This is a genomic window from Micromonospora sp. NPDC093244 (assembly GCF_040683695.1).
Taxonomy (GTDB): Bacteria; Actinomycetota; Actinomycetes; order Mycobacteriales; family Micromonosporaceae; genus Micromonospora.
In genome coordinates, this window is record NZ_JBFBEO010000005.1 from 340,814 (window position 1) to 363,926 (window position 23,113).

Here is a 23,113-nt window from a genome sequence, read left to right on the forward strand (position 1 = left end):
CGGTTTTCGTCAGTCGGATGGCGCGACGCTCAGTCGGCCAGCTCACGGGAGTCACTGGTCTCGAAGACCACCAGCTCGGTGAGCTTGACCCGCAACCGCTCGCGCAGCTCGTCCGGTGCGGTCTCGTTGCCGCAGCAACGGGCGACAAGCGCGCGGACCTCCTGCTCCAGCCCGTACTCGCGCAGGCACGGCCCGCACTCGTCGAGGTGGTGCCGGATCAGCGTCCGCCGCTCGTCGGCGCACTCCAGATCCAGGTAGAGGTAGACCTCCGCGAGCACCTCACGGCAGTCCGTCTCGTGCGGCTCCCCACAGCTCACGTCACACCTCCCGGCCGGCAGCGGCAGCGGTCGAGCCCTTCGACGAGCGGGCGGCACTGAAACCCCGCTCCGAGGCGTAGCGCTCGAGCAGCTTCCGCAGATTACGACGGCCCCGGTGCAGACGCGACATCACGGTGCCGATCGGCGTACCCATGATGTCCGCCACCTCCTTGTAGGAGAAGCCCTCGACGTCGGTCAGGTAGACGGCAAGGCGGAACTCCTCAGGCAACTGCTGGAGGGCTTCCTTGACGTCGCTGTCCGGCAGCCGGTCGAGCGCCTCGGTCTCCGCCGAACGCAGACCGCTGGAGGTGTGCGACTCGGCCTCGGCGAGCTGCCAGTCGGTGATCTCCTCGGTGGGCGCCTGGATGGGCTGGCGCTGCCGCTTGCGGTAGGAGTTGATGTAGGTGTTGGTCAGGATCCGGTAGAGCCAGGCCTTCAGGTTGGTGCCCTGCTCGAACTGGTGGAAGGCGGCGTACGCCTTCAGGTAGGTCTCCTGGACCAGATCCTCGGCATCCGCCGGGTTGCGTGTCATTCGCAGCCCAGCAGCGTAGAGCTGATCGACGAATGGCATCGCGTCCCGCTCGAAACGGGCCCTGCGCTCGTCCGTCTTCTCGGTGGTCAACCGCACATCCCCTCGCGTCGGATGCTTTCTCGCCGAGGATACGCGCACGGACGTGACCACAGATTCACTTCCGGCTGGTGTGCCCGTGCTCACCGCTCCCACCCCGCCCGGTTCCACCGTCGCGGGCCACTCCGGAGCGTCCAGCAGCCGCTTGAGCTGCCGGGCCTCCCGTTCGTCCCGTTCCCGGATCCGTGTCTCGGTCGGCACCGGTCACCCCCCTCGAAAAAGTCGTCCGGGGGTAGTAACGCGGGACGGCGGGTGGGGCATTCCGTCCGGCTCTCCCCGTTCCTGGTCCCGGCCCCGACGGGCGGCCGGCGCTGGGACCAGGAAGGGCCTGGGAGGGTTGGCGCCTCCCGCCCGAATCGGTCCGGTGGCACCATCGGATGCAACGACCCGCGCCCGGCACCGGACACGGTTCTCCCGAGCGCCCGGGCCGGTTCAGTCGGCCGTCCAGCCCCGGGCGCGCAGCCAGTCCCGCACCACGTCCGCCGTGCCGGCCGGATCCCGCCGCAGGTCGTGCGTCTCCCCCGGCCGGGTCACCACGTGCGCCGACGGCCCCGGCTGCGGCACCCCGAACGGGTCCCGGTCGCCGTTGACCACGAGCGTCGGCAGGCCGGTGTCCAGTTCGGCGGCCCGCGAGCGTTCCGGACGGCCGGGCGGGTGCAGCGGAAACGCCAGCGCGACGACACCGGCCGCCCCCACCGCGTGGGCTGTCCGGCAGGCCACCCGCGCGCCGCTGGAGCGCCCGCCGACCACAAGTGCCGGCGGGTCCGGGTACCTGTCGCGGACGGCGGCGAGCACCGCCGTCCAGGCCTCGTCGAGGTGGCCGGCGGGGGCCGGCGCGCGTCGGCCGGCGACCCGGTAGGGCTGGGTCACCCGGACCACCGCCACGCCGGCCGAGACCGCCGCGTCGCGTACCGCGAGCAGGTCGGGCGAATCCACGCTGCCGCCCGCACCGTGCCCGAGCACCAGCAACGCGGCGGCCGGCCGGGCCGGCAGGTCGGTGTCGATCCGCGCCGGACCGCGCGGGGTGTCTATCTGGTCGCTGAGCGGCACCGGCCCATTCTGCGCCGCTCCGATGCCGATCGGGTGGCGACCGGGCCGATGGTCAGCTCAGCGGGACCAGGGTGAGTAGCCGGTCCCGTACCGGTGGGCCGGCCTCGTCGGCGGCGGCCGGGTCGGGTTCGACCTCGCCGCGCCACGCGACGAGCATCGCCCGCCGTTCCCGGGGCGTGGTGGCGCCCCACACCCCGTGACAGTCACCGACCTCCAGCGCCCAGGCCAGGCAGGACCCCTGCACGTCGCATGTTCGGCACAGTGCGACGGCGGCGTCCGCCGGCTCGTTCGGCGCTGGAAAGAACGTCTCCGGATCGACGCTCTGACATGTGCCTCTGGTGCGCCACGCGTCGTCCTGTCGCCGCTCCCGTAAGGCTCTCAGCAGTCTCGGATCTCGCCGCGCCGCAGCCACCTCGTGCGGGCGGGGCATACGTGCCCGTGTCATCCACCCACCTCCCCCGTGGGACCGGCAAGATCGGTGGATGTCGTCCGCCCCGTGCGAATCGACACCCACTACCGGCGCTGTGTTCTATCGCACTTGTGCGCGCCGAAACAAGGGGCTGACGGGAACATGACCGAACGGCCGGGAGACGAATAGCGCGCAACCCTGCCAAATCGGCACCCGACGATGCGTGAACGTCAGAACAGAGTCAGCTCCTGCGGCGCCGGACCCACAGGCACCCGCGCGGTCAACCGCGGACCGTCATTGCGGACGTCGCCCACCGCCGGACCCACCGGACGGATCTCCAGACCGGCCAGCCAGTCCGACGCCGGTGGGGCGAGCAGGCGCTCCGGCTCGTCCGTCGGCTCCAGCCACGACGACCACCGGTCCGCGGGCAGCAGCACAGGCATCCGGTCGTGCACCTCGGCCAACTCGCCGAGCGCCGCCGTCGTCAGCACGCTGAAGGTCAACCGGCTGTCCGTGCCGGACTCCCAGACCGACCAGATGCCGGCCAGCGCGAGCACCGATCCGTCGGCGGGGGTCATGAAGTACGCCTGCCGGCCGCCGTCGGGAAGCCGGACCCACTCGTACCAGCCATCGGCCGGAACCAGGCAGCGCCGACGGGCGAACGCCCGGGCGTACGCCCGGCTGGTGGCCACCGTCTCCGCCCGCGCGTTGATCATGCGGGCCGCCCCGGCCGCCGAACGGGACCAGTGCGGCAGAAAGCCCCAACGGCCCACGCACAGGCTGCGGTGCCCCTCCGGGGTCACCCGGACCAGCGGCACCGGGTCGGTCGGCGCGACGTTGTGATCCGGCCCGACCCCGCCGTCGGTGTCGTCGGACGACTCGAACAGCGCGCTCAGTTCGCCGGAACTCCGGGTCGTCGCGTACCTGCCACACATGGCACACACGCTAGTGCGTCGGACGCCCGGTCGGCTGTCCCGCCAACCGGGAGTACGACAGCCGGTTCCCGCCGCCGACCGGCCCGCACGGCAGAATGTAACCGTGGGGAATCTGACCGCGACCCGGCCGCCGCAGCCGTGGACCGCACCTACCGCGTCCGACCCGGTGGCGGCGACACTGCGCCTGCCCGGCTCCAAATCGATGACCGCCCGCGCCCTGGTGCTCAGCGCCCTGGCCGCCGGCCCGTCGACGCTGGCCCGGCCGCTGCGCGCCCGCGACACCGAGTTGATGGCGGCCGGCCTGCGGGCGATGGGCGCGCACGTCTCGATCAGCGACGACGAGCGCTGGCTGGTCCGACCGCACCCGCTGGCCGGCCCCGCGCACGTCGACGTGGGCCTGGCGGGCACGGTGATGCGGTTCGTGCCGCCGGTGGCGGGCCTGGCCGACGGGCAGGTCACCTTCGACGGCGACCCGTACGTCCGCACCCGACCCCTCGGTCCGCTGGTCGGCGCGCTGCGCTCGCTGGGCGTCCGGATCGACGTCACCGGCTCCGGCAGCCTCCCGCTGACCGTGCTCGGCACCGGCCGGATCACCGGCGGCGAGGTGGTGATCGACGCGTCCGCCTCCAGCCAGCTCGTCTCCGGGCTGCTGCTGGCCGCCCCGCGCTTCGACAGGGGTGTCGTGGTGCGCCACGTCGGGCCGCCGGTGCCGTCCGCGCCGCACCTGCGGATGACCGTGCAGATGCTGCGGGCCGCCGGCGCGGCGGTCGACGACACCACCCCCGACCTGTGGACCGTCGAGCCCGGCCCCCTCAGCGGGCGCGGCTGGGAGATCGAACCGGACCTCTCCGGAGCGGTGCCGTTCTTCGCCGCCGCCCTGGTCACCGGCGGTGAGGTGACCCTCCAGGGCTGGCCGCATGGCAGCATGCAGCCGGTCGAGCAGCTCCGTTCGCTGCTGCAACGGATGGGCGGCGAGGTCAGCCTCTCCACCGACGGGCTGACCGTGCGGGGCACAGGCGTGGTGCACGGCCTGACCGCCGACCTGTCCGACGTCGGCGAGCTGACCCTCGTGCTGACCGCGCTGGCCATGCTTGCCGACTCGCCGTCGGTCTTCACAGGCGTCGGGCACATCCGGGGCCACGAGACCGACCGGCTCGCCGCGCTCGCGCGCGAGTTCGGCGGGCTCGGGGCGGACATCACCGAGACACCTGACGGGTTGGAGATCCGGCCCCGCCCGCTGCGCGGCGGGATCTTCCACACCTACCACGACCACCGGATGGCACACGCCGCAGCGGTGGCCGGGCTCGCCGTGCCCGGCATCGAGGTGGACGACGTGGGGTGCACCTCCAAGACCATGCCCGAGTTCCCGGCACTATGGTCAGCGATGGTGACCGGCAAGAACTGACGCGAGAAAGAGGGCAGGTCCTGGCGACCAGACGGCGGGAGTACGACGAGGACGACGTACGGGTCCGACCCGGCAAGTCGTCGCGCCCGCGTACGCGCACCCGCCCGCAGCACGCCGACGCCGTGGGCGGGTTCGTCATCGCCGTCGACCGGGGGCGCTACACGTGCGTGCTGTCCGGGGCCGAGCGCGGCGTGGTCGGTGCCGACCTGCCCACTGTCACCGCGATGCGGGCCCGCGAGCTGGGCCGCAAGTCGGTGGTGGTGGGTGACCGGGTCAGCCTGGTCGGGGACACGTCGGGCGCGGAGGGCGCTCTGGCCCGCATCGTCCGGATCGCCGAGCGCCGCTCGGTGCTGCGCCGCACCGCCGACGACGACGAGACCACCGCCGAGGGCCGGCTGGAACGCGTGGTGGTGGCGAACGCCGACCAGTTGGTGATCGTGAGCGCGTTGGCCGACCCGCCGCCGCGTACCGGGTTCATCGACCGTTGCCTGGTGGCCGCGTACGACGCGGACGTCGAGCCGCTGCTCTGCCTCACCAAGGCCGACCTGGCCGGGCCGGAGGAGGTGCTCGGCTACTACACCGAGCTGGAGCTGCCGTACGTGCTCAACCGCCCGGACTCGGACCTGGACGCGCTCCGTGCGCTGCTGAGCGGCAAGGTGTCGGTGATGGTCGGGCACTCCGGGGTGGGCAAGTCGACGCTTGTCAACCGCCTCGTTCCGGACGCGCTGCGCGCGGTAGGCGTGGTGAGCGCGATCGGCAGGGGCAGGCACACGTCCACAAGCGCGGTGGCGCTGCGGCTGCCACCGGTGCCGGGCGTCGACACCGACCCGGGCTGGATCATCGACACCCCGGGGATCCGCAGCTTCGGGCTGGCGCACGTCTCGGCCGACAGCCTGCTGCACGGCTTCCCCGACCTGGTCGAGGGCACCGTCGACTGCCCGCCGAACTGTCCGCACACGGCCGACGAGGCCGACTGCGGGCTGGACGCCTGGGTGGCCGCCGGCAAGGCCGACCCGCGCCGGCTGGCGTCGTACCGCCGGTTGCTCGCCTCCCGGGCGGGCGACGGCGACGCGCGCGGCGACAGCGACCAGCGCGGGCCCGGCGAGGGTGACAGGCGCGGGCCCGACGAGTGACCCGCCGGGCGTCGGCTAGGTTGCCGGCATGACCGGGTACGCCGACGACCTCGCCCTCGCCCACCTGCTCGCCGACCGGGCGGACGCCATCTCCACGGCCCGGTTCCGGGCTCTCGACCTGCGGGTGGAGGCGAAGCCCGACCTGACTCCCGTCTCCGACGCGGACACCGCCGTGGAGCGGGAGATCCGCGCCCTGCTTGCCGAGCACCGGCCGGCCGACGGGCTGCTCGGCGAGGAGTACGGCGCACAGCCGGCCAGCGGCCCCGACGACCGTCGATGGATCGTCGACCCGATCGACGGGACGAAGAACTTCGTCAGGGGTGTGCCGGTCTGGGCCACCCTCATCGCGCTGTACGACGGCGAGCGCCCGGCTGTCGGTGTGGTGTCCGCGCCGGCGCTGGGCCGACGCTGGTGGGCCAGCGCGGGCGGGGGCGCGTACGCCGGTCCGGGGCCGGCCGCCGGCACGCGGATCGGTGTCTCCGCGGTGCGTCGGATCGAGGACGCCAGCGTCTGCTACTCGTCGCTGACCGGGTGGGAGAGCGCCGGGCGGCTCGACGCGATGCTCGACCTGATGCGGGCCAGTTGGCGCAGCCGCGCGTACGGCGACTTCTACGGCTACATGCTGCTGGCCGAGGGTGCACTCGACGTGATGGCCGAGCCCGAACTGTCGCTGTGGGATGTGGCGGCGCTGGTTCCGATCATCACGGAGGCGGGTGGCACGGTCACGGATCTGCACGGTCGGCAGTCGCCGACCGGCGAGCCGGGCACCGAGAGCAGCGTGGTCGCCACCAACGGTGCGCTGCACGCCGACATCCTCACCCGGCTGCATCGACCAGCCGAGCGCTGACCCCCGGCAACCTCTATCCTCGCCAGGTGGTCTCCTCCGGCTGGTGCTTTCTCGCGGCGATGATCGTCGCGTACGGCTTCGCCAACCTGCTCCAGTCGGTGGCCGCGGCCCGCACAACGGTCCACCACACCTTCGATCCGGGTCTGCTGCTGCGGCTGGCCGGGCACCGGACGTACCTGGTCGGGTTGAGCTGCCAGATCGGCGGTTTCGTGCTCGCCTTCCTGGCCCGGCGGGATCTGCCCCTGTTCCTGGTGCAGGCCAGCGTGGCCGCCGGGCTCGGGGTGACAGCGATTCTCGGCGTGGTGGTGCTGAAGTGGCGGTTGCCGGTGGCCGAGGTGGCGCTGCTGGCCCTGCTCTTCGGAGGGATCACCGCGCTGGTGCTGTCCGCACGTCCGGCGCCGTCGAAGCAGCTCGGCACGGCCGGGTCGGTGGCGCTGCTGGTGGCGCTGGGTGTCATCGCGGTGGTCGGTGTCTTCGCCGTCCGGCTGCACGGGGCGCCCGGGTCGGTGGCGCTCGGTTCGCTGGCCGGGCTGGCCTTCTCCTCGGCGGCGGTGGCGGCCCGCCCGCTGGCCTCCGCGCCGTCCGCCGAGGCGTTCCTCGCCGATCCCCTGTTCTACCTGCTGATCGCCCACTCGATCGTCGGGCAGTTGCTGCTGGGCCTTGCCATGCAGCGGGGCTCGACGACCGCGGCTGTCGCCGCGATGGACGCGGCCGGGGCGGTGCCCGCGGCGATCGTCGGCCTGCTGCTGCTCAACGACAAGATCTGGCCCGGACGGGAGTGGCTGGCCGCTGTGGGTTTCCTGGTCACCCTGACCGCGGTGATCGGGCTGACCCGGTACGCGCAACCCCAGCAGCACCGCGCGGCGCCGCGCCGCCGGGATCCGGCAATGGTCGGCGCCGGCCGACCCGTCTGACCGGCGCCTCCCCGCGTCACGCCTCGACCGGCTTGCGCCGGCTCACCACCCGCTCGTAGAGGCGCTCCAACGCGCCAGCCGTCCGGTCCCAGGTGTAGCTGCTGCGGACCCGGTCCACCGCCGCGTGGCCGTACGCGAACCGGCCGGCGTTGTCGGACAGCAGTCGGCGCAGCGAGACCCCGAGTGTCCGCACGTCGCCGGGGGGCACCAGCCGACCGGTGACCTCGTCGACGACGGCGTCCGCCAGGCCGCCCATCGCGTAGCCGACCACAGGCACCCCGCAGGCCATCGCCTCCAGCGACACCCGGCCCGCCGAGGAGTAGTGCGGCGTGCAGGCCACCACGTCCGCCGACCGGTACCAGGTGGCCATCTGGTCGTGTGGCACCGCGCCAACGAGGCGTACCTGGTCGGCCACCCCGACCTGCTCGGCCAGCTCCCGCAGCCGACGCGCCTCCGCGTGGTTGACCAACGCCTCGGCAGGTGGCCCGCCGGCGATCACCAGTTCGGCGTCGCCGACCAGCCGCATCGCCCGGATCAGGTCCTCCTGCCCGTGGCCCGGGGAGAGCCCGCCGACGGAGAGGATCCGCGAGCGTTGCTCGCGCGGCGCGGCCTCACCGTCGGGGTGGAACTGTTGGGTGTCCACCCCGGCCGGCACCATCGCCACCAGGCTGCGTTGCAGACCCATCCGGGTCAGCTCGTCCACCTCGTCGTTGCACTGGGCGACCGCGATGTCCACCGCCCGGGTCAGTGCCCGCTCCAGCGGGATGCGCTGCCCCGGGCCGTCGTACCTGCCGCCCAGGTGTCGCAGCTGCTCGACGCCGAGTGAGTGGAACGTCTGTACCACAGGGATGTCGGTCTCCCGCACGGCGTGCGCGGCCGCCAGCCCCCCGACCCAGTAGTGCCCGTGCACCACCTCGGGTCGCCAGGCACCTGCCCACTCGTCGGTCAGCCAGCGGCCGAACGCCGTGACGTGCGGGATCAGCTCGGCGGTGGGCAACGGGGTGGGCGGGCCGGCGGACACCCGGTGCACCTGGTAGCCGTCGACATCCGTGGTGGCCGGCAGCTCCGGGTCGTCCCGACGCTCGTAGATCCGGACATCGTGGCCTCGGCCGGCCAGCTCGGCGGCGACCCGCGCGATGTGCTGTTGGGTACCGACCGGCGGGCCGTCGGCGTGCCGGTACGAGCTGGTGTGCGCGCAGACGAGGCCGACGCGCATGGGTCACCTCCCTGCGATCTTTTCCTCGGCGGTGGTCCTCCCGGTCAGAGCGTCCCATTAACCCGAGGGCCCGGAGTCGAAACCTGGCAGATCGGGAACAGTCCCCGCAGGTGCCGCCGACGCTTGCGCCACGACAACCATCGCGGCCGACGCCGTGATCAGACACCTACCGGTGGTATGAGCAGCCCCGGGCGGGGGTACCGCTGAGAAATGCCCCTGACCCGCAGTCTCGACGATTCGACAGTGGTGATCACCGGTGCGTCCAGCGGGATCGGCACGGCCACCGCGTACGCGCTGGCCCGCCGTGGCGTCGCCGTCGTACTGGCCGCCCGGAGCGAGCCGGCCCTGCGCGAGGTGGCGCACCGCTGCCGGGAGCTGGGCGGCCGGGCGCTTGTCGTGCCGACCGACGTGACCGACCTGGAGTCGGTACGGCAGTTGGCGGACCGGGCGGCTGCCGAGTTCGGGCGGATCGACGCCTGGGTGAACAACGCCGCGGTGAGCGCGGTGGGCCTGTTCGACGAGATTCCGGTCGCCGAGTTCCGCCGGGTGCTGGAGGTCAACCTGCTCGGTGCCGTGCACGGCATCAAGGCCGCGCTGCCGTACCTGGAGGCGGCCGGCGGCGGTGTCCTGGTCAACAACGCCTCGGTGCTGGCCGAGGTGGCGATGCCCTACCAGTCGGCGTACAACGCCACCAAGCACGGCATCCGGGGGCTCGCCGACACGGTCCGGCAGGAGCTGCGGGTCACCGGGCGGGGGCAGATCTCCGTCTGCACGGTCCTGCCGGCAACAATCGACACCCCGTTCTTCAGGCACACGGCCAACCACACAGGCCGCGAACTCGCGCCACCCCCGCCGGTCTACCCGCCGGAGGTCGTCGCCGAGACGATCGTCCGGCTGCTGCGCCGGCCGCGCCGCGAGGCGTACGCGGGTGGCGCCGCCCGGCTCATCGGCCTTCAGTGGCGGCTCGCGCCAGCCCTGGTCGAACGCACCCTCGCCTGGTACGCCCACCGCACCCAGTTCGGTCCCGGCGCGCGGATGGACAGCAGCGGCAACGTGTTCGACGCCGACGCCGAGGCACGCCGGGACGGCGGCTGGCACGGCCGGCGTCGCCAGGTGGTGCGGATGACCGCCGCGTTCGGCCTCGCCGCGGCGGGTACCGCGGTCGGCACGATGGCCGCCATGAACCGCCGATCCCGGTTGGTCCGCTGATGTCGGGCGTCGACCGACCGGATGCGGCAGTCGTCACAGGCGCGCACAATGGGGCGATCATGCCGACCGCTTCGCGTTGCCTCGTCGAGATCGACGAGTCGTCGGCTGTGGTCCGGTTGACGGGTGTGCTCGACGCCGGCGCGGCGGACGTGGTCCGCGCCGCGCTGCTCACCCGGCTCAGTGACCGACCCGGCCCGGTGGTGGTCGACCTGACCGGGCTGCGGGTCGCCGACCCGGCCGTGCGGGGCGTCTTCGCCGAGGTGCGCCGGGAGGTCGCCGACTGGCCGGCCGCGGACCTGCTTCTCGTCGACCCGACGGTCGCCGGGCCCGACCAGCCGGACGCCGCACCGGGCGTCCCGGCCTGGCCCACCCTGGACGGCGCGCTGGCGGCGGTCGCGGCGGCACCGATGGCGGCGGTGCTCACCGCCGACCTGGCTCCGGCTGTGGGAGCCGCCCGGGAGGCCCGCGAGATGGTCACCACCGGGTGTGAGCGCTGGGGCATGCCGACCCTCGTCGACCCGGCGTGCATCGCGGTCACCGAGATGGTCAACAACGTGGTGGCGCACGCCCGGACGGCGATGACGGTGCGGCTGGCGCCGCACGACAGCGCCCTGCACCTGGCGGTCCGGGACCACTCCCCGCGACAGCCGACGTTCGCGGGGCTGTCCCCGCCGGACCGGGTGGGCGGCCGGGGGCTGCTGCTGATCGACACGGTGGCCCGCCGGTGGGGTAGCAGCCCGGTACCGGACGGCAAGGTCGTCTGGTGCGTGCTGCACCCCGACGACGAGGCCGGCTGACCGGGCTTTCACCTCCGGTGCCCGGTTCCGCGTCGTACCTGCGGGGATGGCCCGGTTACGGCGGGAGGGCAGCGGGTAGTGATCAGACATGCGCGACAACGAGTACCCGACCCCCGTGTCCGACACCGAGTCCCAGGGGCTTCCGGACACCGCCGATGACGACTCGACCGCCAACGACGACGTCCTCACCGGGCGCGAGGCGGACGGCCCGGACCCGGCCCAGCTGCCCGGAGACCGCACGCCGGTCGCGGTGGACCGGTTCGGGACCACCGCCGAGGAGCAGCTCGACGGCGAGTCGTTGGACTACAAGCTCGACCGGGAGGTCTACGAACGCCCGGCGGACGACCCGCTGGCCGGGACGATCGACCCGAAGATCGCCTTCGAGGCGGACAACCTGGAGGCCGCCGCGGAGGCCCAGCTCGACGCCGACGTGATGGACCCGGGGCCCACCTCCGACCCGAACTCGCCGGTCTCCCTCTACGACCACGGCCAGCTCGGCACTGTGGCCGACGCGACTGTGGGCCGGCTTGTCGAACCGGACGAGGGGGCGCACACCGACCAGGAGACCGACTCGGTGGCGTACGACGCCGGCTCGGCAGGTGGCGGGGCGAGCGCCGAGGAGCTGGCCATCCACGAGACGGAGCCGCCGCGCTCGGTCTGAGGCCGGTCAGTCGTCCAGGCCGCGTTCGATGGCGTACCGGGTCAGCTCGACCCGGTTGTGCAGCTGCAGTTTGCCCAGCGTGTTCTGTACGTGGTTCTGCACGGTGCGGTGCGACAGCCCGAGCCGCTGGGCGATCTGCTTGTACGACATCCCCTTCGCCACCAGTCGCAGCACCTCGGTTTCCCGGTCGGTGAGCCGGGGGGCGCCCGGTTCCGTACCGTCGCCCGGCCCGGCCACCGGCCCGGCTGCCAGCCGGCGGTACTCGCCGAGGACGAGCCCCGCCAGGCCGGGGGTGAAGACCGGGTCGCCTGCCGCGGTGCGGCGTACGGCGTCGAGGAACTCGGCAGGCGCGGTCGACTTCACCAGGTAGCCGGTGGCGCCCGCCTTGACCGCGTCCAGCACGCTCTGCTGTTCGCCGCTGGCGCTGAGCATGAGCACCCGCACGTCGGGCAGCGCCGCGCGCAGCCCGAGGATCACCTCGACCCCGGAGATGTCAGGTAGTTGCAGGTCGAGGACGACCACGTCGGGGCGGGCGGCGGCGGCCACCCGGACCGCCTGCCGCCCCTCGCCGCTGGTCGCCACCACCAGGAAGCCGGCCTCGGTGAGATCGCGAGCGACGCCCTCGCGCCACATCGGATGGTCGTCGACGACCATCACCCGCACCTGCGTCATCGTCGCGCCCTCGGCACTGTCAGTTCGATCTCGGTCCCGGCCTCCGGCGCCGAGATGATCCGGACCGTCCCGCCCAGGTCGGTGACCCGGCCCCGGATCGACTGGCTCACACCGAGCCGACCCTGGTCGGCGGCCTCGGTCAACCGGCCGTCCGGAATGCCGGGCCCCTCGTCCCGGATGGACACGGTCACAGTCGTCCCCTCGTCCTCGATCAGCACCCAGGCCCGTCCGCCGGCGTGCCGTCCCACGTTGTCCAGGGCCGCGCCGGTCGCGGCCGCCAGCTCCCCGGCCACCTGCCGGGGCAGTGACACCGGGGTGGCGGGGGCCGAGAGCGACACCGCCGACGAGGCGTACCGCCCGAGCAGGCTCCGCAGGTCCACCGTGTCGGCGTCCGACCCGCCGGGGGTGGCGGTGCCCGCGATCAGTGCCCGCAGCGCCGCTTCCTGCTCACCGGCGAGCCGGGCCAGGTCGCCGGCCTCGCCGGGCAGGTCCGCGCCGCGCCGCTGCACGAGCGCCAGCACCTGGAGCACCGAGTCGTGGATGTCCCGCGCCAGCCGCTCCCGCTCCCGGGTTGCCGCCTCCAGCTCGACCGCGCGTTGCAGCCGCTCCTCGGCGGCCACCGCGAGTCGGGCCACGTGCCCGACCACCACCCCGGCGAGCAGCATCAGGATCACGCCCGTGAACGAGGACTGGCCGATCCGTTCCCGGGTGGCCAGGTCCGCGCCGGCGACCACGAGCGCCGCCACAGTGCCGCGACGGCGTCCGCCGGAGACGGCCCAGGCCAGCACCGGGCCGGCCATCCAGGCCACCCCCAGGGTGGGTACGCCGTGGGCGAGCGCCGTCCGGCCGACCACCCAGGGAGTGGAGAGCACGATGGCCACCACCACCCCGAGGTCGGCCAGCAGCAGCGGCCAGCGCCGCCAGGCCGGGCGGGCGTAGCCGATGGCAGTCGCCGTGGTCCAGGCGATCATGACCAGGACCAGGGCGCCGGCGGCGTACGGGTGGGCGTACCTGTCGGCGTCGCGTACCGAGAGCACGCAGACGTACCCGAGGGACGCCACCCGGAACACCGCCAGGGCACGCCAGAGTGGCACCTCGAAACCACCTGACGGTGACGACATGGCGGTCAGGATGCCACAGCGGGGCCGGGCGCGCGGTAGGCCGGCGAGTGCGGTTCGGGAAACCCTGACGTACGGTGGAAATGCCGCGAAATACTTCGAGCTTCGCCGTCGGGACGGGCCCATGACGAACGCAGATCCGCACGCACCGCGTACGGTTGTGCCCATCGAACCCGCCCTCCTTATCGCCGAGGCCTTTGACCAGGCCCAGGTGACCGAGATCCGACACTCGGTCACCTCCTGCGCGCACGCCTGCGGGCTGACCGGTCAACGGCTCGACGACTTCGTGCTGGCGATCAACGAACTGATCACGAACGCGGTGCGGCACGGCGGTGGGCGGGGTTGGCTGCGGCTCTGGCAGGAGCCGGGGGCACTGGTCTGCGAGGTCGCCGACCACGGGCACGGGATCAGCCCGCAACGGCTGGGTGACCGCAGTCGACCGGCGCCGGACACGGCCGGCGGCTGGGGTCTCTGGCTGGCCCGCGAGCTGACCGACGCCATGGAGGTCGCCACCGGCACCACAGGCACAACTGTCCGCATCATGGCCGGCCTCACCGACCACTACCGCACCACGCGCTGACCCGGGCGCCGCCCCGCCGCGCCGATCCCGCGGTCACCGGATCGGCGAGGACGGGTCAGGCGAAGAGCGCCGAGACGGACTCCCCGTTGTGTATCCGCCGCATGGCCTCGGCCAGGGCGGGCGCCACCGAGAGCACCTGGAGTTTCGGCACCCGCTTCTCGGCGGCGATGGGGACCGTGTTGGTGCAGACGATCTCCAGTACGCCGTCCTGGTCGCTGAGCCGGTGCAGGGCGTCGCCGGAGAAGAGTCCGTGCGTACAGGCCAACCGGATCGAGCGGACCTTCAGGCCGCGCAGGTGCTCCATCAGCTCGACCACCGTGCTGCCCTTGGCGATCTCGTCGTCCAGCACGATGACGTCCCGGTCGGCCACCTCGCCGATCACCGCGCTGATCTTGACGAGGTCGTCGCTGAACCGCTGCTTCGCCCCGGCCGCCACAGGCGTGCCCAGCAACCTGGCGAAGGCCGCTGCCTCCTTGGCGTTGCCCAGGTCGGGCGAGACCACCACGGTGTCGCTCAGGTCGTAGCGCCGGAAGTGGGTGGCCAGCTCCCGCAGCGCGTGCAGGTGGTCCACCGGGACGCTGAAGAAGCCGTGCACCTGCGGCGAGTGCAGGGTCATCGCGAGCACCCGGTCCGCGCCGGCCGAGGTGAGCAGGTCGGCGACGAGACGGGCGCCGATCGAGATCCGTGGGGCGTCCTTCTTGTCCGAGCGGGCGTACGCGTAGTGCGGCAGCACCACGGTGATCCGCCCGGCGGACGCCCCCCGGGCCGCGTCGATCATGAGCAGCAGCTCGACCAGGTTCTCCTGCACCGGCGGCACCAGCGGCTGGATCAGGAACACGTCCCGCTCGCGGCAGTTGGCCTGCAACTGGACTTCCAGGCAGTCGTTCGCGAACCGGGAGACCCGCACCGGATGCAGCGGCACCCCCAGATGGGCGCAGATCTCGGCGGCGAGGTCGGGATGGGCGGTTCCACTGAAAACGGCGATGTCGCGCACGTTCGCACATCGTAGGCGACGCGTGGGCCGACGTGACGGCGGTCGCACCGCACCGCCGGTCCGGGTACGGTGCTGCGGTGACCCCCGAGTACGTCGCCGCCATCGACCAGGGCACCACCTCCTCGCGGTGCATCGTCTTCGACTCCGCCGGGGACATCGTCGCCGTGGCCCAACGCGAACACCGGCAGATCTTCCCCCGACCGGGTTGGGTGGAGCACGACGCCGAGGAGATCTGGGACAACGTCCAGCAGGTGGTCGCCGAGGCGCTGCGGGCCGCCGGCACCGACGCGGCAGGGCTCGCCGCCGTGGGCATCACCAACCAGCGGGAGACCACTGTCGTCTGGGACCGGGCCACCGGCCGCCCGGTGGCCAACGCCATCGTCTGGCAGGACACCCGCACCGGGCCGCTGCTGCGCGAGCTGGCCTCGACGTACGGCGAGGAGCGGTTCCGGACCCGCACGGGCCTGCCGCTGGCCACCTACTTCGCCGGGCCGAAGCTGCGCTGGCTGCTCGACGAGGTCGACGGCCTGCGTGAGCGCGCCGAACGCGGCGAGGTGCTGTTCGGCACCATGGACAGCTGGCTGATCTGGAAGCTGACAGGCGCGCACGTCACCGACGTGACGAACGCCAGCCGGACCATGCTGATGGACCTCACGACGCTCGACTGGGACCCGGAGTTGCTGGACGCGATGGGCGTACCTGCGGCAATGCTCCCGGAGATCCGCTGCTCCGCCGAGGTGTACGGCACGGCCGAGGGTGTGCTCGCCGGGGTGCCGGTGGCCAGCGCGCTCGGTGACCAGCAGGCCGCCCTGTTCGGGCAGACCTGCTTCCAGCCGGGCGAGGCGAAGTGCACCTACGGCACCGGCAGCTTCCTGCTGCTCAACACCGGCGCCACCCCGGTCCCCTCGACGCACGGCCTGCTCACCACAGTCGCCTACCAGATCAAGGGCCAACCCCCGGCGTACGCCCTGGAGGGCGCCATCGCCGTCACCGGCTCGCTCGTGCAGTGGCTGCGGGACAACCTCGGGTTGATCTCCTCCGCGGCCGAGGTGGAGGCCCTGGCCCGCACCGTGGACGACAACGGCGGCTGCTACGTGGTGCCGGCGTTCTCCGGGCTGTTCGCCCCGCACTGGCGCAGCGACGCACGGGGCGTCATCGCCGGCCTGACCGGTTACATCACCAAGGGGCACCTGGCGCGGGCGGTGCTGGAGGCGTCGGCGTGGCAGACCCGCGAGGTGGTCGACGCGATGGACGCCGACTCCGACGTGGCGCTGCGCCGGCTCCGCGTGGACGGCGGGATGACCGCGAACGCCCTGCTCATGCAGTTCCTCGCCGACGTGCTCGACGTGCCTGTCATCCGCTCCCGGATCACCGAGACCACCTGCCTCGGCGCGGCGTACGCGGCCGGCCTGGCGGTCGGCTTCTGGCCCGACCTGGCCACCCTGCGCGCGAAGTGGCGCTCCGACGCCCAGTGGCAGCCGTCCATGGCCCCGGACCTGCGCGAGCGGGAGCTGCGCCAGTGGCGCAAGGCCGTGCAGCGCACCCTCGACTGGGTGGAGTGAGGCCCGGCGGTCACTCCCAGCGGTTGCCGGTGAGCTTCTCGTAGACCTCGATGTAGCGGGCGCGGGTCGCCTCGACCACCTCGTCGGGCACGTCCGGCGCGGGGGCCTGCTTGTTCCAGCCGCTGCCCGTGGCCCAGTCGCGCACATACTGCTTGTCGTAGGAGAACTGCACCCGCCCCGGCTGGTACGACTCCGCCGGCCAGAACCGCGACGAGTCGGAGGTGAGCAGCTCGTCGGCGAGGACCAGGGTGCCGTCCGGCGCCCAGCCCAGCTCGATCTTGGTGTCGGCGATCAGGATGCCCCGGTCGGCGGCCAGCTCGGCGCCGCGCCGGTAGATGTCGATGGTGATCTGCCGCAGCCGCTCGGCGGTGTCCTGCCCCACCTTCGCCACCACGTCGTCGTACGTGATGGGTTCGTCGTGCTCGCCCATCGGGGCCTTGCTCGACGGCGTGAAGATCGGCTCGGGCAGGATCGACGCCTCGCCGAGCCCTCGGGGCAGGGTTATGCCGGACACCGCGCCGGTCTGCTCGTACTCCCGCAGGCCACCGCCGGTGAGGTAACCGCGGGCGACGCACTCGACCGGGACCATGTCGAGCCGCTGGCAGCGGATGGCCCGCCCGGCGAACTCGGCGGGTACGTCGGTGGCGGAGATGACGTGGTTCGGCACCAGGTCGGCGAGCTGCTCGAACCACCAGAGCGAGAGCGCGGTGAGCAGACGACCCTTGTCCGGGATCGGCGTCGGCAGCGCCACGTCGTAGATCGAGATCCGGTCCGATGCGACCAGGATCAGGTCGTCGCCGTCGGCGTAGACGTCCCGAACCTTGCCCGAGTGCAGAAGTTCCACGCGCCCTAGTACACCACGCGGCATCGGGGAGCCTGATTCGCCCACCCGCGCCGGGCGCGGACGCCGGGGTGACCGGACGGACGTTGACACCCTCCTGCGCCGCCTGCGTGAATGGTCCGACCGCCGCCCACGCAGGTGCCAGGAGACCCCCGTGCCCGTTGTTCGACCCCCGATCGACGCCGACCCGGGCCGACGCCGCCTGCTCACCGCGCTGGCCGGCGCTCCCCTGCTGGCTGCCGGCGGGCTGGCCGGGTGCAGCGACGGCGCCACCACGTCCAGCCAGGACGGGCCTGTCGAGCTGTCGGTCTTCTGGTGGGGTGGCCCGAGGCGGGCGGAACTCACCGAGAAGGTGCTGCGGCTCTACTCGGCGCGCAACCCCCGGGTCACCTTCCGGGTCACCTGGCAGGGCGTCGACGGCTACTACGAGCGGCTGGCCACCCAGGCGGCCGGCGGCAACGTGCCGGATCTGATCCAGATCGACGACTCCGTGCTCACCGACTACAGCCAACGCCAGATCCTCCTCGACCTCACCGACCGAGTCGCCGATCACCGGGTGGACCTACGCAGCCTGCCGGAGGGCCTGATCCGCTACGGCACTGTGGACGGCCGGACGATGGCCGTCGCCGCTGGGCAGACCCTCGCCGGGGTGGTCTTCAACCGGGACCTGCTGCGGGAGTTGCGGATGCCGGAGCCGCGCGCGGCGATGAGCTGGACCGACTACATCTCCTGGGCGACGCAGGTCACCGAGGCCGGCGACGGCCGGGTGGCCGGCACGATGGACGGGTCCGGCGACTACCGCGCGCTCTGGCTGTGGCTGCGTTCGCAGGGCGGCGAGTTCTACCGGGGGCGGCAGTTGGGCTTCGGCGCGGACGAGCTGATCAGCTGGTTCGAGCTCTGGCAGCGGGCCCGCGCCGACCGGGCGACGCCCGGCGCGGCGCTGATCGAGCAGGCCGACAGTGGCGAGCCGGCCCGGCAACTGGTCGTGACCGGCCTGACCGCCGCGTCCTTCGCCTGGTCGCACCAGCTACCGGAGATGCAACGACTCACCGGGGCCGAGTTGGGTGTGGTCGGCTTCCCCGGCCCGTCCGGGGCGCAGTGGGCGCGGGCGTCGATGTACTGGGCGGCGTTCCGGGGCACCCGCCACCCGGACACGGTCGCCGACGTCATCAACTTCCTGACCACGAACGGCGAGGCCGGCACCGTCCTCGGCCACGAGCGTGGCCTGAACCCCAGCCTCGCCGTCCGCCGCTACGCCGAGGGCAGCGTCGCCGACCCCGTCCAGCGACGGGCCGCCGCGTTCGGCGCCAGCATCGCCGACCAGCTCGGCCCGGCGCCGGCGCCACCGCCCAAGGGGCACGCCAGGGTACGGACCCTGCTGGTCACCGCCGCCGAGCGCATCCGCGTCAAGCGGGACGGCACCCGTGAGGCCACCGCGCGCTTCCTGTCCCAGGCCATCGCGGCGCTCGCAGGCTGAGCACCGGCGGCCGGTCAGCGCGGCGGGCCGCCCCGACGGTTACGGGTCAGGCGAAGCACTAGGAACACGATGACCGCCACCACCACCAGGCAGCAGAGCAGCCCGAGGAAGCCGAAGCCGCCGCCGCGGGACCGCCGCCGCGCCGCCTCCACCACCAGCTCGCCGGTGCCCGTCGACGCCCAGGCCGCCACTGGCACGAAGACCGCCAGCACGACCGTACCGAGGACCGCGCCGAGCCGGCCCCACCACCTACCGAATGAAGACATGTGCCCATCTTCGCCGAAGGGCGCAACCTCGGCACGTCAGTCCATGCCGAATTCACGGGACCGGGCGGCCCGGCCGCAACGATCTCGCAACCTCCCGGCAAAGATGATGATCTTTACATGAATCTCCGGAAGTGATCAGATTCGCCAACTGGTCAACTCTGGAGGCACTGTGCGGCTCTCTCCCATCCGAAGATCTGCGGCAGCGGCGGTCGGTGTCACTCTCGTCGCCGCCCTGGTCACCCCCACTGCGGCGCACAGCGCTCCCGCGTCCCCACCGCCGCCGGCACCACCGGCCCCGGCCGGCGGCGCACACCGCGCACCCGTCACGGTCACGCTGATCACCGGCGACAAGGTGACGCTGACCCCGGGACGCGACGGGACACCGCCCACCGTGGACGTCGAGCGCGCGCCGGGCGCCACCGGGGCCGTACGCGTCGCCACGGAGAACGGGGACACCTTTGTGTATCCCGACGAGGCGCTGCCCTATCTCGCGACCGGACGACTCGACCGGCAGCTCTTCGACGTCACCCAACTCGTCGCCCAGGGCTTCGACGACGCGCGCACCAGCGCACTCCCGCTGATCGTCACCCGCACGACGGACTCGGTCGCCCGCCGCGGCGGAACCGCGCTGCCGGGTGCGGAGACCGTCCTGGACCTCCCCTCCGTGCGCGGCGAGGCGGTCCGTACCCGCCGGTCCCAGACGGCCGACTTCTGGTCGGCCCTCACCGGCGACGACGCGTACGCCCGCCCGACCGGCCGGTCCGCCGGCACCCCGGCGCCCTCCTTCACGGCCGGCGTCGACCGGGTGTGGCTCGACGGCAGCGCGAAGGCGGCCCTCGCCGACACCACGGCGCAGATCGGCGCCCCCGCGGCGTGGGCCGCCGGGGGTACGGGCAGCGGCGTCCGCGTCGCCGTCCTGGACACCGGAGTGGACACGACCCATCCGGATCTCGCGGACCGCGTGGTCGCGTCCAGGAGCTTCATCCCCGGTGAGGACGTCGTCGACCGCAACGGGCACGGCACCCACACCGCCTCGACCGTCGCCGGGACGGGCGCCGCATCCGACGGGAAGGAACGGGGAGTCGCGCCCGACGCCCAACTGGTAATCGGTAAGGTCCTCGACAGCAACGGGAGCGGGTCGATCTCGGGGATCATCGCGGGCATGGAGTGGGCGGCGCGTGCCGAACACGCCAAGGTCATCAACATGAGCCTGGGTGTCAGCGCCTGGCACACCCAGGACGACCCGCTGAGCCAGTCCCTGAACCAGTTGACCGCCGAGACCGGCGCGCTCTTCGTGGTCGCCGCCGGCAACGGCGGGCCCGACCCGTACACCCTCGGAGCGCCGGGAACCGCGGACGCCGCGCTCACCATCGGCGCGGTCGACGGCACCGATCACCTGGCGGACTTCTCCAGCGCCGGGCCGCGGATGACCGACGACGCCCTGAAGCCCGACATGACCGCCCCCGGCGTGGACGTGCTGGCGGCCCGCTCGCAGCACATCCCCTGGGGTGAGGGCTTCTACCAGGTGGACAGCGGCACCTCGATGGCCGCGCCCCACGTGGCCGGCGCCGCCGCTCTGCTGGCTCAGAAACACCCGCAATGGAGCGCGCAGCAGATCAAGGACGCTCTGATGGGCACCAGCGCGCGTACGCCGGACTACAACGCCTACCGGGCCGGCAGCGGGCGGCTGAACGTGGCCGCCGCCTACCACCAGGATCAGATCATCGCGACCGGGTCGGTGGACGCGGGTCTGGTCGGTTGGTCGCCCGGTACCCAGCCGCAACGGATCAGCCGGAAGATCACTTACACCAACACCACTGACAGTCCGGTTACTCTTGATCTCGCCGTCGATCGTGGCGACTCCCCCGGGACGACGTTCACGGTGGACGCCAGCCAGGTTACGGTGCCGGCCCGGGGAGCCTCCGCAGTCGACGTGGTGGTGGACCCGCGGGGTCTCGCCGCGGGCCGGTTCTCCGCCCAGGTCACCGCACGCCACGCCGCCGGTGCGGTGCACACGGCGGTCGGGGTCGCGGTGGAATCCAGGAAGTACGACCTCACCGTCCACCTGAAGGACCGCAGCGGTCGTCCGATGAGCGGCGAGGTGGAGATCGTCAGCGCCGACGGGGTCTCCACCTTCATGTGGGTGCGGGACGGAGAGCTCACCAGCCGTTGGGAGCCCGGCTCCTACACTCTCGTCGCCGCCGCCGACGTGGAGGGCCTGCACGGCGCCCACTCCCTCGGCCTCGCGATGCTCACCGCCCCGGAGGTGGAGCTGACCGCCGACCGGGTCGTGGACCTCGACGCCTCAAAGGCCCGCCAGGTGCGGGTGGTGACAGCGAAGCCCACCGCCGTCACCAACAGTCGAATCGACGTCTACCGCTCCTTCACGTCCAGCGAGCCGACGCCCAGCGACCCGAACGCCCTGCGCGAGACGTTCTGGCCCGGCACCCTCTACGACAGCCTGTGGGCGCTGCCGACCGGGAGCGCGGTGAAGAAGGGCAGTTTCGTCTTCACCACCCGGATCCGCGCCGAGCAGACGCCGCTGGAGCTCGTCCACAACGGCCACCGCGCCGGCGACCCCCTCGTGCAGCCCGGCTCCCGACCGCTGCCCGACGGCACCGTACGCCTCGACGCCGTCTTCGCCGGCACCGGCTCGACGGCCGACTACACAGGCGTGTCCGCCCGCGGCAGCGCCGTGGTCGTCCGCGCCGACGCCGCCGCGACCCGCACGGATCAGGTGGCCGCGGCGCACGCCGCCGGCGCGGCGCTGCTGCTGGTGGTCAACGACGGCGAGGGCCGTGCCAGCGAGTGGTCCGGAAACCCGGACGGCACGACGGCCGGGCCGATCCCGGTCGCCTCGCTGGTCAGGGGCGAGGGAGAGACCCTGATCACGAAGATCACCGCCGCCGGCCGCAAGGGCGTACGGCTCACGGTAACCGCCCACCCCTCGTCGGCGTACCTGTACGACCTCGTGGACTACCACCGTGGCGGGGTCCCCCGGGACCCGTCGGCCAGGACGGCTCCCCGCGACCTCGCGCGGATCGATCTCGAGTTCGCACCGCCGCCAGGCCAGCAGGCCGCCGAGACGCGGATGGACTTCCCGCCGTACGAGTGGGCGGCGGCCCGCCCGTTCCCGTTCCAACCGGTCGCACCGGGTGCGCGTACCGACTGGGTCTCGGCGGGCGAGGGCATCAGGTGGAAGCAGGTCGCCGACGTCGTCAACTGGTCGCGGTCGAACACCGACGAGATCACCTACCGGCCGGGCAGCGTCCAGAAGGACCGTTGGTTCGGGCCGATCACCCGGCCACGCCTGCTCACCTACGACATCCCGTTCCGCGGCGAGTACGGAATCAGCGCCTACATCCAGGGGTTCGGGGACGCGGGAGCCGCGCACAGCGGCGGCGCCGGCATGTTGCAACGGATCTCGCTCTACCAGGGCGACAGGCAGCTGCTCCAGTTCGAGAACTGGCCGGAGCTCTTCGCCGGCGACCTGTCACCGCAGACGCTGCCGTACCGGCTGGTCGTCGAGACGGAGACCAACCTGGCCTACAGCCCGTACTCCTCCACCACCCGCACCGACTGGAGTTTCCTCTCCGGCTCGGCCGAGGGCGTGCAGGCCATCCCGCTGGTCCAGCTGGACTACGGAACGGACCTGGACCTGGCGGGCCGCGCGGCACGCCGGACCGACCTGGCGATCATGCCGGTGGTGGTGGGCAGCGCCGCGGCCCGGGACGGGGTCTCCTCGCTCGGCTTGGAGGTCTCCTACGACGACGGGCGCACCTGGCACCGGCAGGACCTCAAGGAGCGCGGGGGCGTCTGGACGACGTCCCTGAGCGCGCCGCAGCGGGCTGACCACGTGTCCGTGCGGGTCACCGCCACGCAGCGCAACGGCGGCGGCGTCACCCAGACCGTCATGCGGGCCTTCGGCCTCAGGTGACATCCGCGAGGGGTCGGTGCCCGCCGGGCACCCACCCCCCGCGGCTGTCACCAGAGGCCGAAGGCCCCCAAGAAGGTCTGGGTGACGCCCCCGCCCGTGCGCAGCGAGGCGGGGAACCCCCCCGAAACGTGGTCAGCCCCCAGCG

At 72.8% G+C, this 23,113-nt stretch carries 22 protein-coding genes; 11 read left to right on the forward strand and 11 right to left on the reverse strand.

Going from position 1 to position 23,113, the window contains the following annotated elements:
• Nucleotides 1–29: 29 nt before the first annotated feature.
• The 5 genes from rsrA to AB0N27_RS24730 all read right to left on the reverse strand — a co-directional run bounded on the left by rsrA (nt 30) and on the right by AB0N27_RS24730 (nt 3,339).
• Entirely contained in the window at nt 30–317 is a 288-nt protein-coding gene (rsrA, locus tag AB0N27_RS24710; RefSeq protein ID WP_089019138.1) for a mycothiol system anti-sigma-R factor, read from the reverse strand.
• A gap of 1 nt (nt 318) precedes the next feature.
• Nucleotides 319–1,146 carry a sigma-70 family RNA polymerase sigma factor gene (locus tag AB0N27_RS24715; protein WP_357984315.1) on the reverse strand — a complete coding sequence of 276 codons (828 nt, stop codon included), beginning with the start codon at nt 1,144–1,146 and terminating at the stop codon, nt 319–321.
• A 231-nt stretch (nt 1,147–1,377) separates the two neighbouring features.
• Complete coding sequence (locus AB0N27_RS24720; RefSeq protein WP_364374195.1) at nt 1,378–1,995, reverse strand: alpha/beta family hydrolase; 618 nt, start codon at nt 1,993–1,995, stop codon at nt 1,378–1,380.
• A gap of 52 nt (nt 1,996–2,047) precedes the next feature.
• Nucleotides 2,048–2,440, reverse strand: coding sequence for a WhiB family transcriptional regulator (locus AB0N27_RS24725; protein ID WP_364374198.1), 393 nt, complete (start codon nt 2,438–2,440; stop codon nt 2,048–2,050).
• A gap of 194 nt (nt 2,441–2,634) precedes the next feature.
• Nucleotides 2,635–3,339: an SOS response-associated peptidase gene (locus tag AB0N27_RS24730; protein WP_364374201.1), complete on the reverse strand. Its 705-nt coding sequence runs from the start codon at nt 3,337–3,339 to the stop codon at nt 2,635–2,637.
• A gap of 103 nt (nt 3,340–3,442) precedes the next feature.
• Here AB0N27_RS24730 and aroA point away from each other — a divergent pair, with 103 nt between their 5' ends.
• Genes aroA through AB0N27_RS24750 form a run of 4 tightly spaced genes read left to right on the forward strand, consistent with a single transcriptional unit; the run spans nt 3,443 to nt 7,638 of the window.
• Nucleotides 3,443–4,744, forward strand: coding sequence for a 3-phosphoshikimate 1-carboxyvinyltransferase (aroA, locus tag AB0N27_RS24735; protein WP_364374204.1), 1,302 nt, complete (start codon nt 3,443–3,445; stop codon nt 4,742–4,744).
• Nucleotides 4,714–5,877 (forward strand): ribosome small subunit-dependent GTPase A, encoded by a 1,164-nt coding sequence (gene rsgA / locus AB0N27_RS24740; RefSeq protein WP_364374207.1) that lies wholly within the window; start codon nt 4,714–4,716, stop codon nt 5,875–5,877. The genes aroA and rsgA overlap by 31 nt, the downstream gene beginning before the upstream one ends.
• Before the next feature lie 28 nt (nt 5,878–5,905).
• The gene (gene hisN / locus AB0N27_RS24745; RefSeq protein ID WP_364374210.1) at nt 5,906–6,724 is read left to right on the forward strand and encodes a histidinol-phosphatase; all 819 of its coding nucleotides are present in this window, start codon (nt 5,906–5,908) and stop codon (nt 6,722–6,724) included.
• A 59-nt stretch (nt 6,725–6,783) separates the two neighbouring features.
• Entirely contained in the window at nt 6,784–7,638 is an 855-nt protein-coding gene (locus tag AB0N27_RS24750) for a hypothetical protein (protein ID WP_364374323.1), read from the forward strand.
• A 16-nt stretch (nt 7,639–7,654) separates the two neighbouring features.
• Here the strand turns inward: AB0N27_RS24750 and AB0N27_RS24755 are convergent, their stop codons facing one another.
• A complete protein-coding gene (locus AB0N27_RS24755; protein WP_364374213.1) occupies nt 7,655–8,854 on the reverse strand; it encodes a glycosyltransferase in 1,200 nt (399 codons plus the stop codon).
• Nucleotides 8,855–9,064: 210 nt separating this feature from the next.
• Here AB0N27_RS24755 and AB0N27_RS24760 point away from each other — a divergent pair, with 210 nt between their 5' ends.
• The 3 genes from AB0N27_RS24760 to AB0N27_RS24770 all read left to right on the forward strand — a co-directional run bounded on the left by AB0N27_RS24760 (nt 9,065) and on the right by AB0N27_RS24770 (nt 11,521).
• Nucleotides 9,065–10,063: an SDR family oxidoreductase gene (locus AB0N27_RS24760; protein ID WP_364374216.1), complete on the forward strand. Its 999-nt coding sequence runs from the start codon at nt 9,065–9,067 to the stop codon at nt 10,061–10,063.
• A 59-nt stretch (nt 10,064–10,122) separates the two neighbouring features.
• Nucleotides 10,123–10,860 carry an ATP-binding protein gene (locus AB0N27_RS24765; protein WP_364374219.1) on the forward strand — a complete coding sequence of 246 codons (738 nt, stop codon included), beginning with the start codon at nt 10,123–10,125 and terminating at the stop codon, nt 10,858–10,860.
• An 88-nt stretch (nt 10,861–10,948) separates the two neighbouring features.
• Complete coding sequence (locus AB0N27_RS24770; RefSeq protein ID WP_203175605.1) at nt 10,949–11,521, forward strand: DUF5709 domain-containing protein; 573 nt, start codon at nt 10,949–10,951, stop codon at nt 11,519–11,521.
• Between the two features lie 6 nt (nt 11,522–11,527).
• Here the strand turns inward: AB0N27_RS24770 and AB0N27_RS24775 are convergent, their stop codons facing one another.
• Both AB0N27_RS24775 and AB0N27_RS24780 read right to left on the reverse strand, forming a co-directional pair.
• Entirely contained in the window at nt 11,528–12,193 is a 666-nt protein-coding gene (locus AB0N27_RS24775) for a response regulator transcription factor (RefSeq protein WP_364374222.1), read from the reverse strand.
• Nucleotides 12,190–13,314 carry a DUF5931 domain-containing protein gene (locus AB0N27_RS24780; protein ID WP_364374224.1) on the reverse strand — a complete coding sequence of 375 codons (1,125 nt, stop codon included), beginning with the start codon at nt 13,312–13,314 and terminating at the stop codon, nt 12,190–12,192. The genes AB0N27_RS24775 and AB0N27_RS24780 overlap by 4 nt, the downstream gene beginning before the upstream one ends.
• Before the next feature lie 121 nt (nt 13,315–13,435).
• Between AB0N27_RS24780 and AB0N27_RS24785 the strand changes: the two genes are divergently transcribed.
• Nucleotides 13,436–13,891: an ATP-binding protein gene (locus AB0N27_RS24785; protein ID WP_364374227.1), complete on the forward strand. Its 456-nt coding sequence runs from the start codon at nt 13,436–13,438 to the stop codon at nt 13,889–13,891.
• A gap of 55 nt (nt 13,892–13,946) precedes the next feature.
• Here the strand turns inward: AB0N27_RS24785 and AB0N27_RS24790 are convergent, their stop codons facing one another.
• The gene (locus AB0N27_RS24790; RefSeq protein ID WP_357984278.1) at nt 13,947–14,885 is read right to left on the reverse strand and encodes a ribose-phosphate pyrophosphokinase; all 939 of its coding nucleotides are present in this window, start codon (nt 14,883–14,885) and stop codon (nt 13,947–13,949) included.
• Nucleotides 14,886–14,962: 77 nt separating this feature from the next.
• Here AB0N27_RS24790 and glpK point away from each other — a divergent pair, with 77 nt between their 5' ends.
• Nucleotides 14,963–16,447, forward strand: coding sequence for a glycerol kinase GlpK (gene glpK, locus AB0N27_RS24795; RefSeq protein ID WP_364374231.1), 1,485 nt, complete (start codon nt 14,963–14,965; stop codon nt 16,445–16,447).
• Between the two features lie 10 nt (nt 16,448–16,457).
• Here glpK and AB0N27_RS24800 read toward each other — a convergent pair whose 3' ends face one another.
• Complete coding sequence (locus tag AB0N27_RS24800) at nt 16,458–17,291, reverse strand: phosphoribosylaminoimidazolesuccinocarboxamide synthase (RefSeq protein ID WP_364374234.1); 834 nt, start codon at nt 17,289–17,291, stop codon at nt 16,458–16,460.
• Nucleotides 17,292–17,442: 151 nt separating this feature from the next.
• Between AB0N27_RS24800 and AB0N27_RS24805 the strand changes: the two genes are divergently transcribed.
• Nucleotides 17,443–18,765: an extracellular solute-binding protein gene (locus AB0N27_RS24805; protein WP_364374237.1), complete on the forward strand. Its 1,323-nt coding sequence runs from the start codon at nt 17,443–17,445 to the stop codon at nt 18,763–18,765.
• A 14-nt stretch (nt 18,766–18,779) separates the two neighbouring features.
• Here AB0N27_RS24805 and AB0N27_RS24810 read toward each other — a convergent pair whose 3' ends face one another.
• A complete protein-coding gene (locus AB0N27_RS24810; RefSeq protein WP_357984266.1) occupies nt 18,780–19,031 on the reverse strand; it encodes a hypothetical protein in 252 nt (83 codons plus the stop codon).
• A gap of 169 nt (nt 19,032–19,200) precedes the next feature.
• Between AB0N27_RS24810 and AB0N27_RS24815 the strand changes: the two genes are divergently transcribed.
• The gene (locus tag AB0N27_RS24815) at nt 19,201–22,968 is read left to right on the forward strand and encodes a S8 family serine peptidase (RefSeq protein ID WP_364374241.1); all 3,768 of its coding nucleotides are present in this window, start codon (nt 19,201–19,203) and stop codon (nt 22,966–22,968) included.
• Nucleotides 22,969–23,113: the final 145 nt, after the last annotated feature.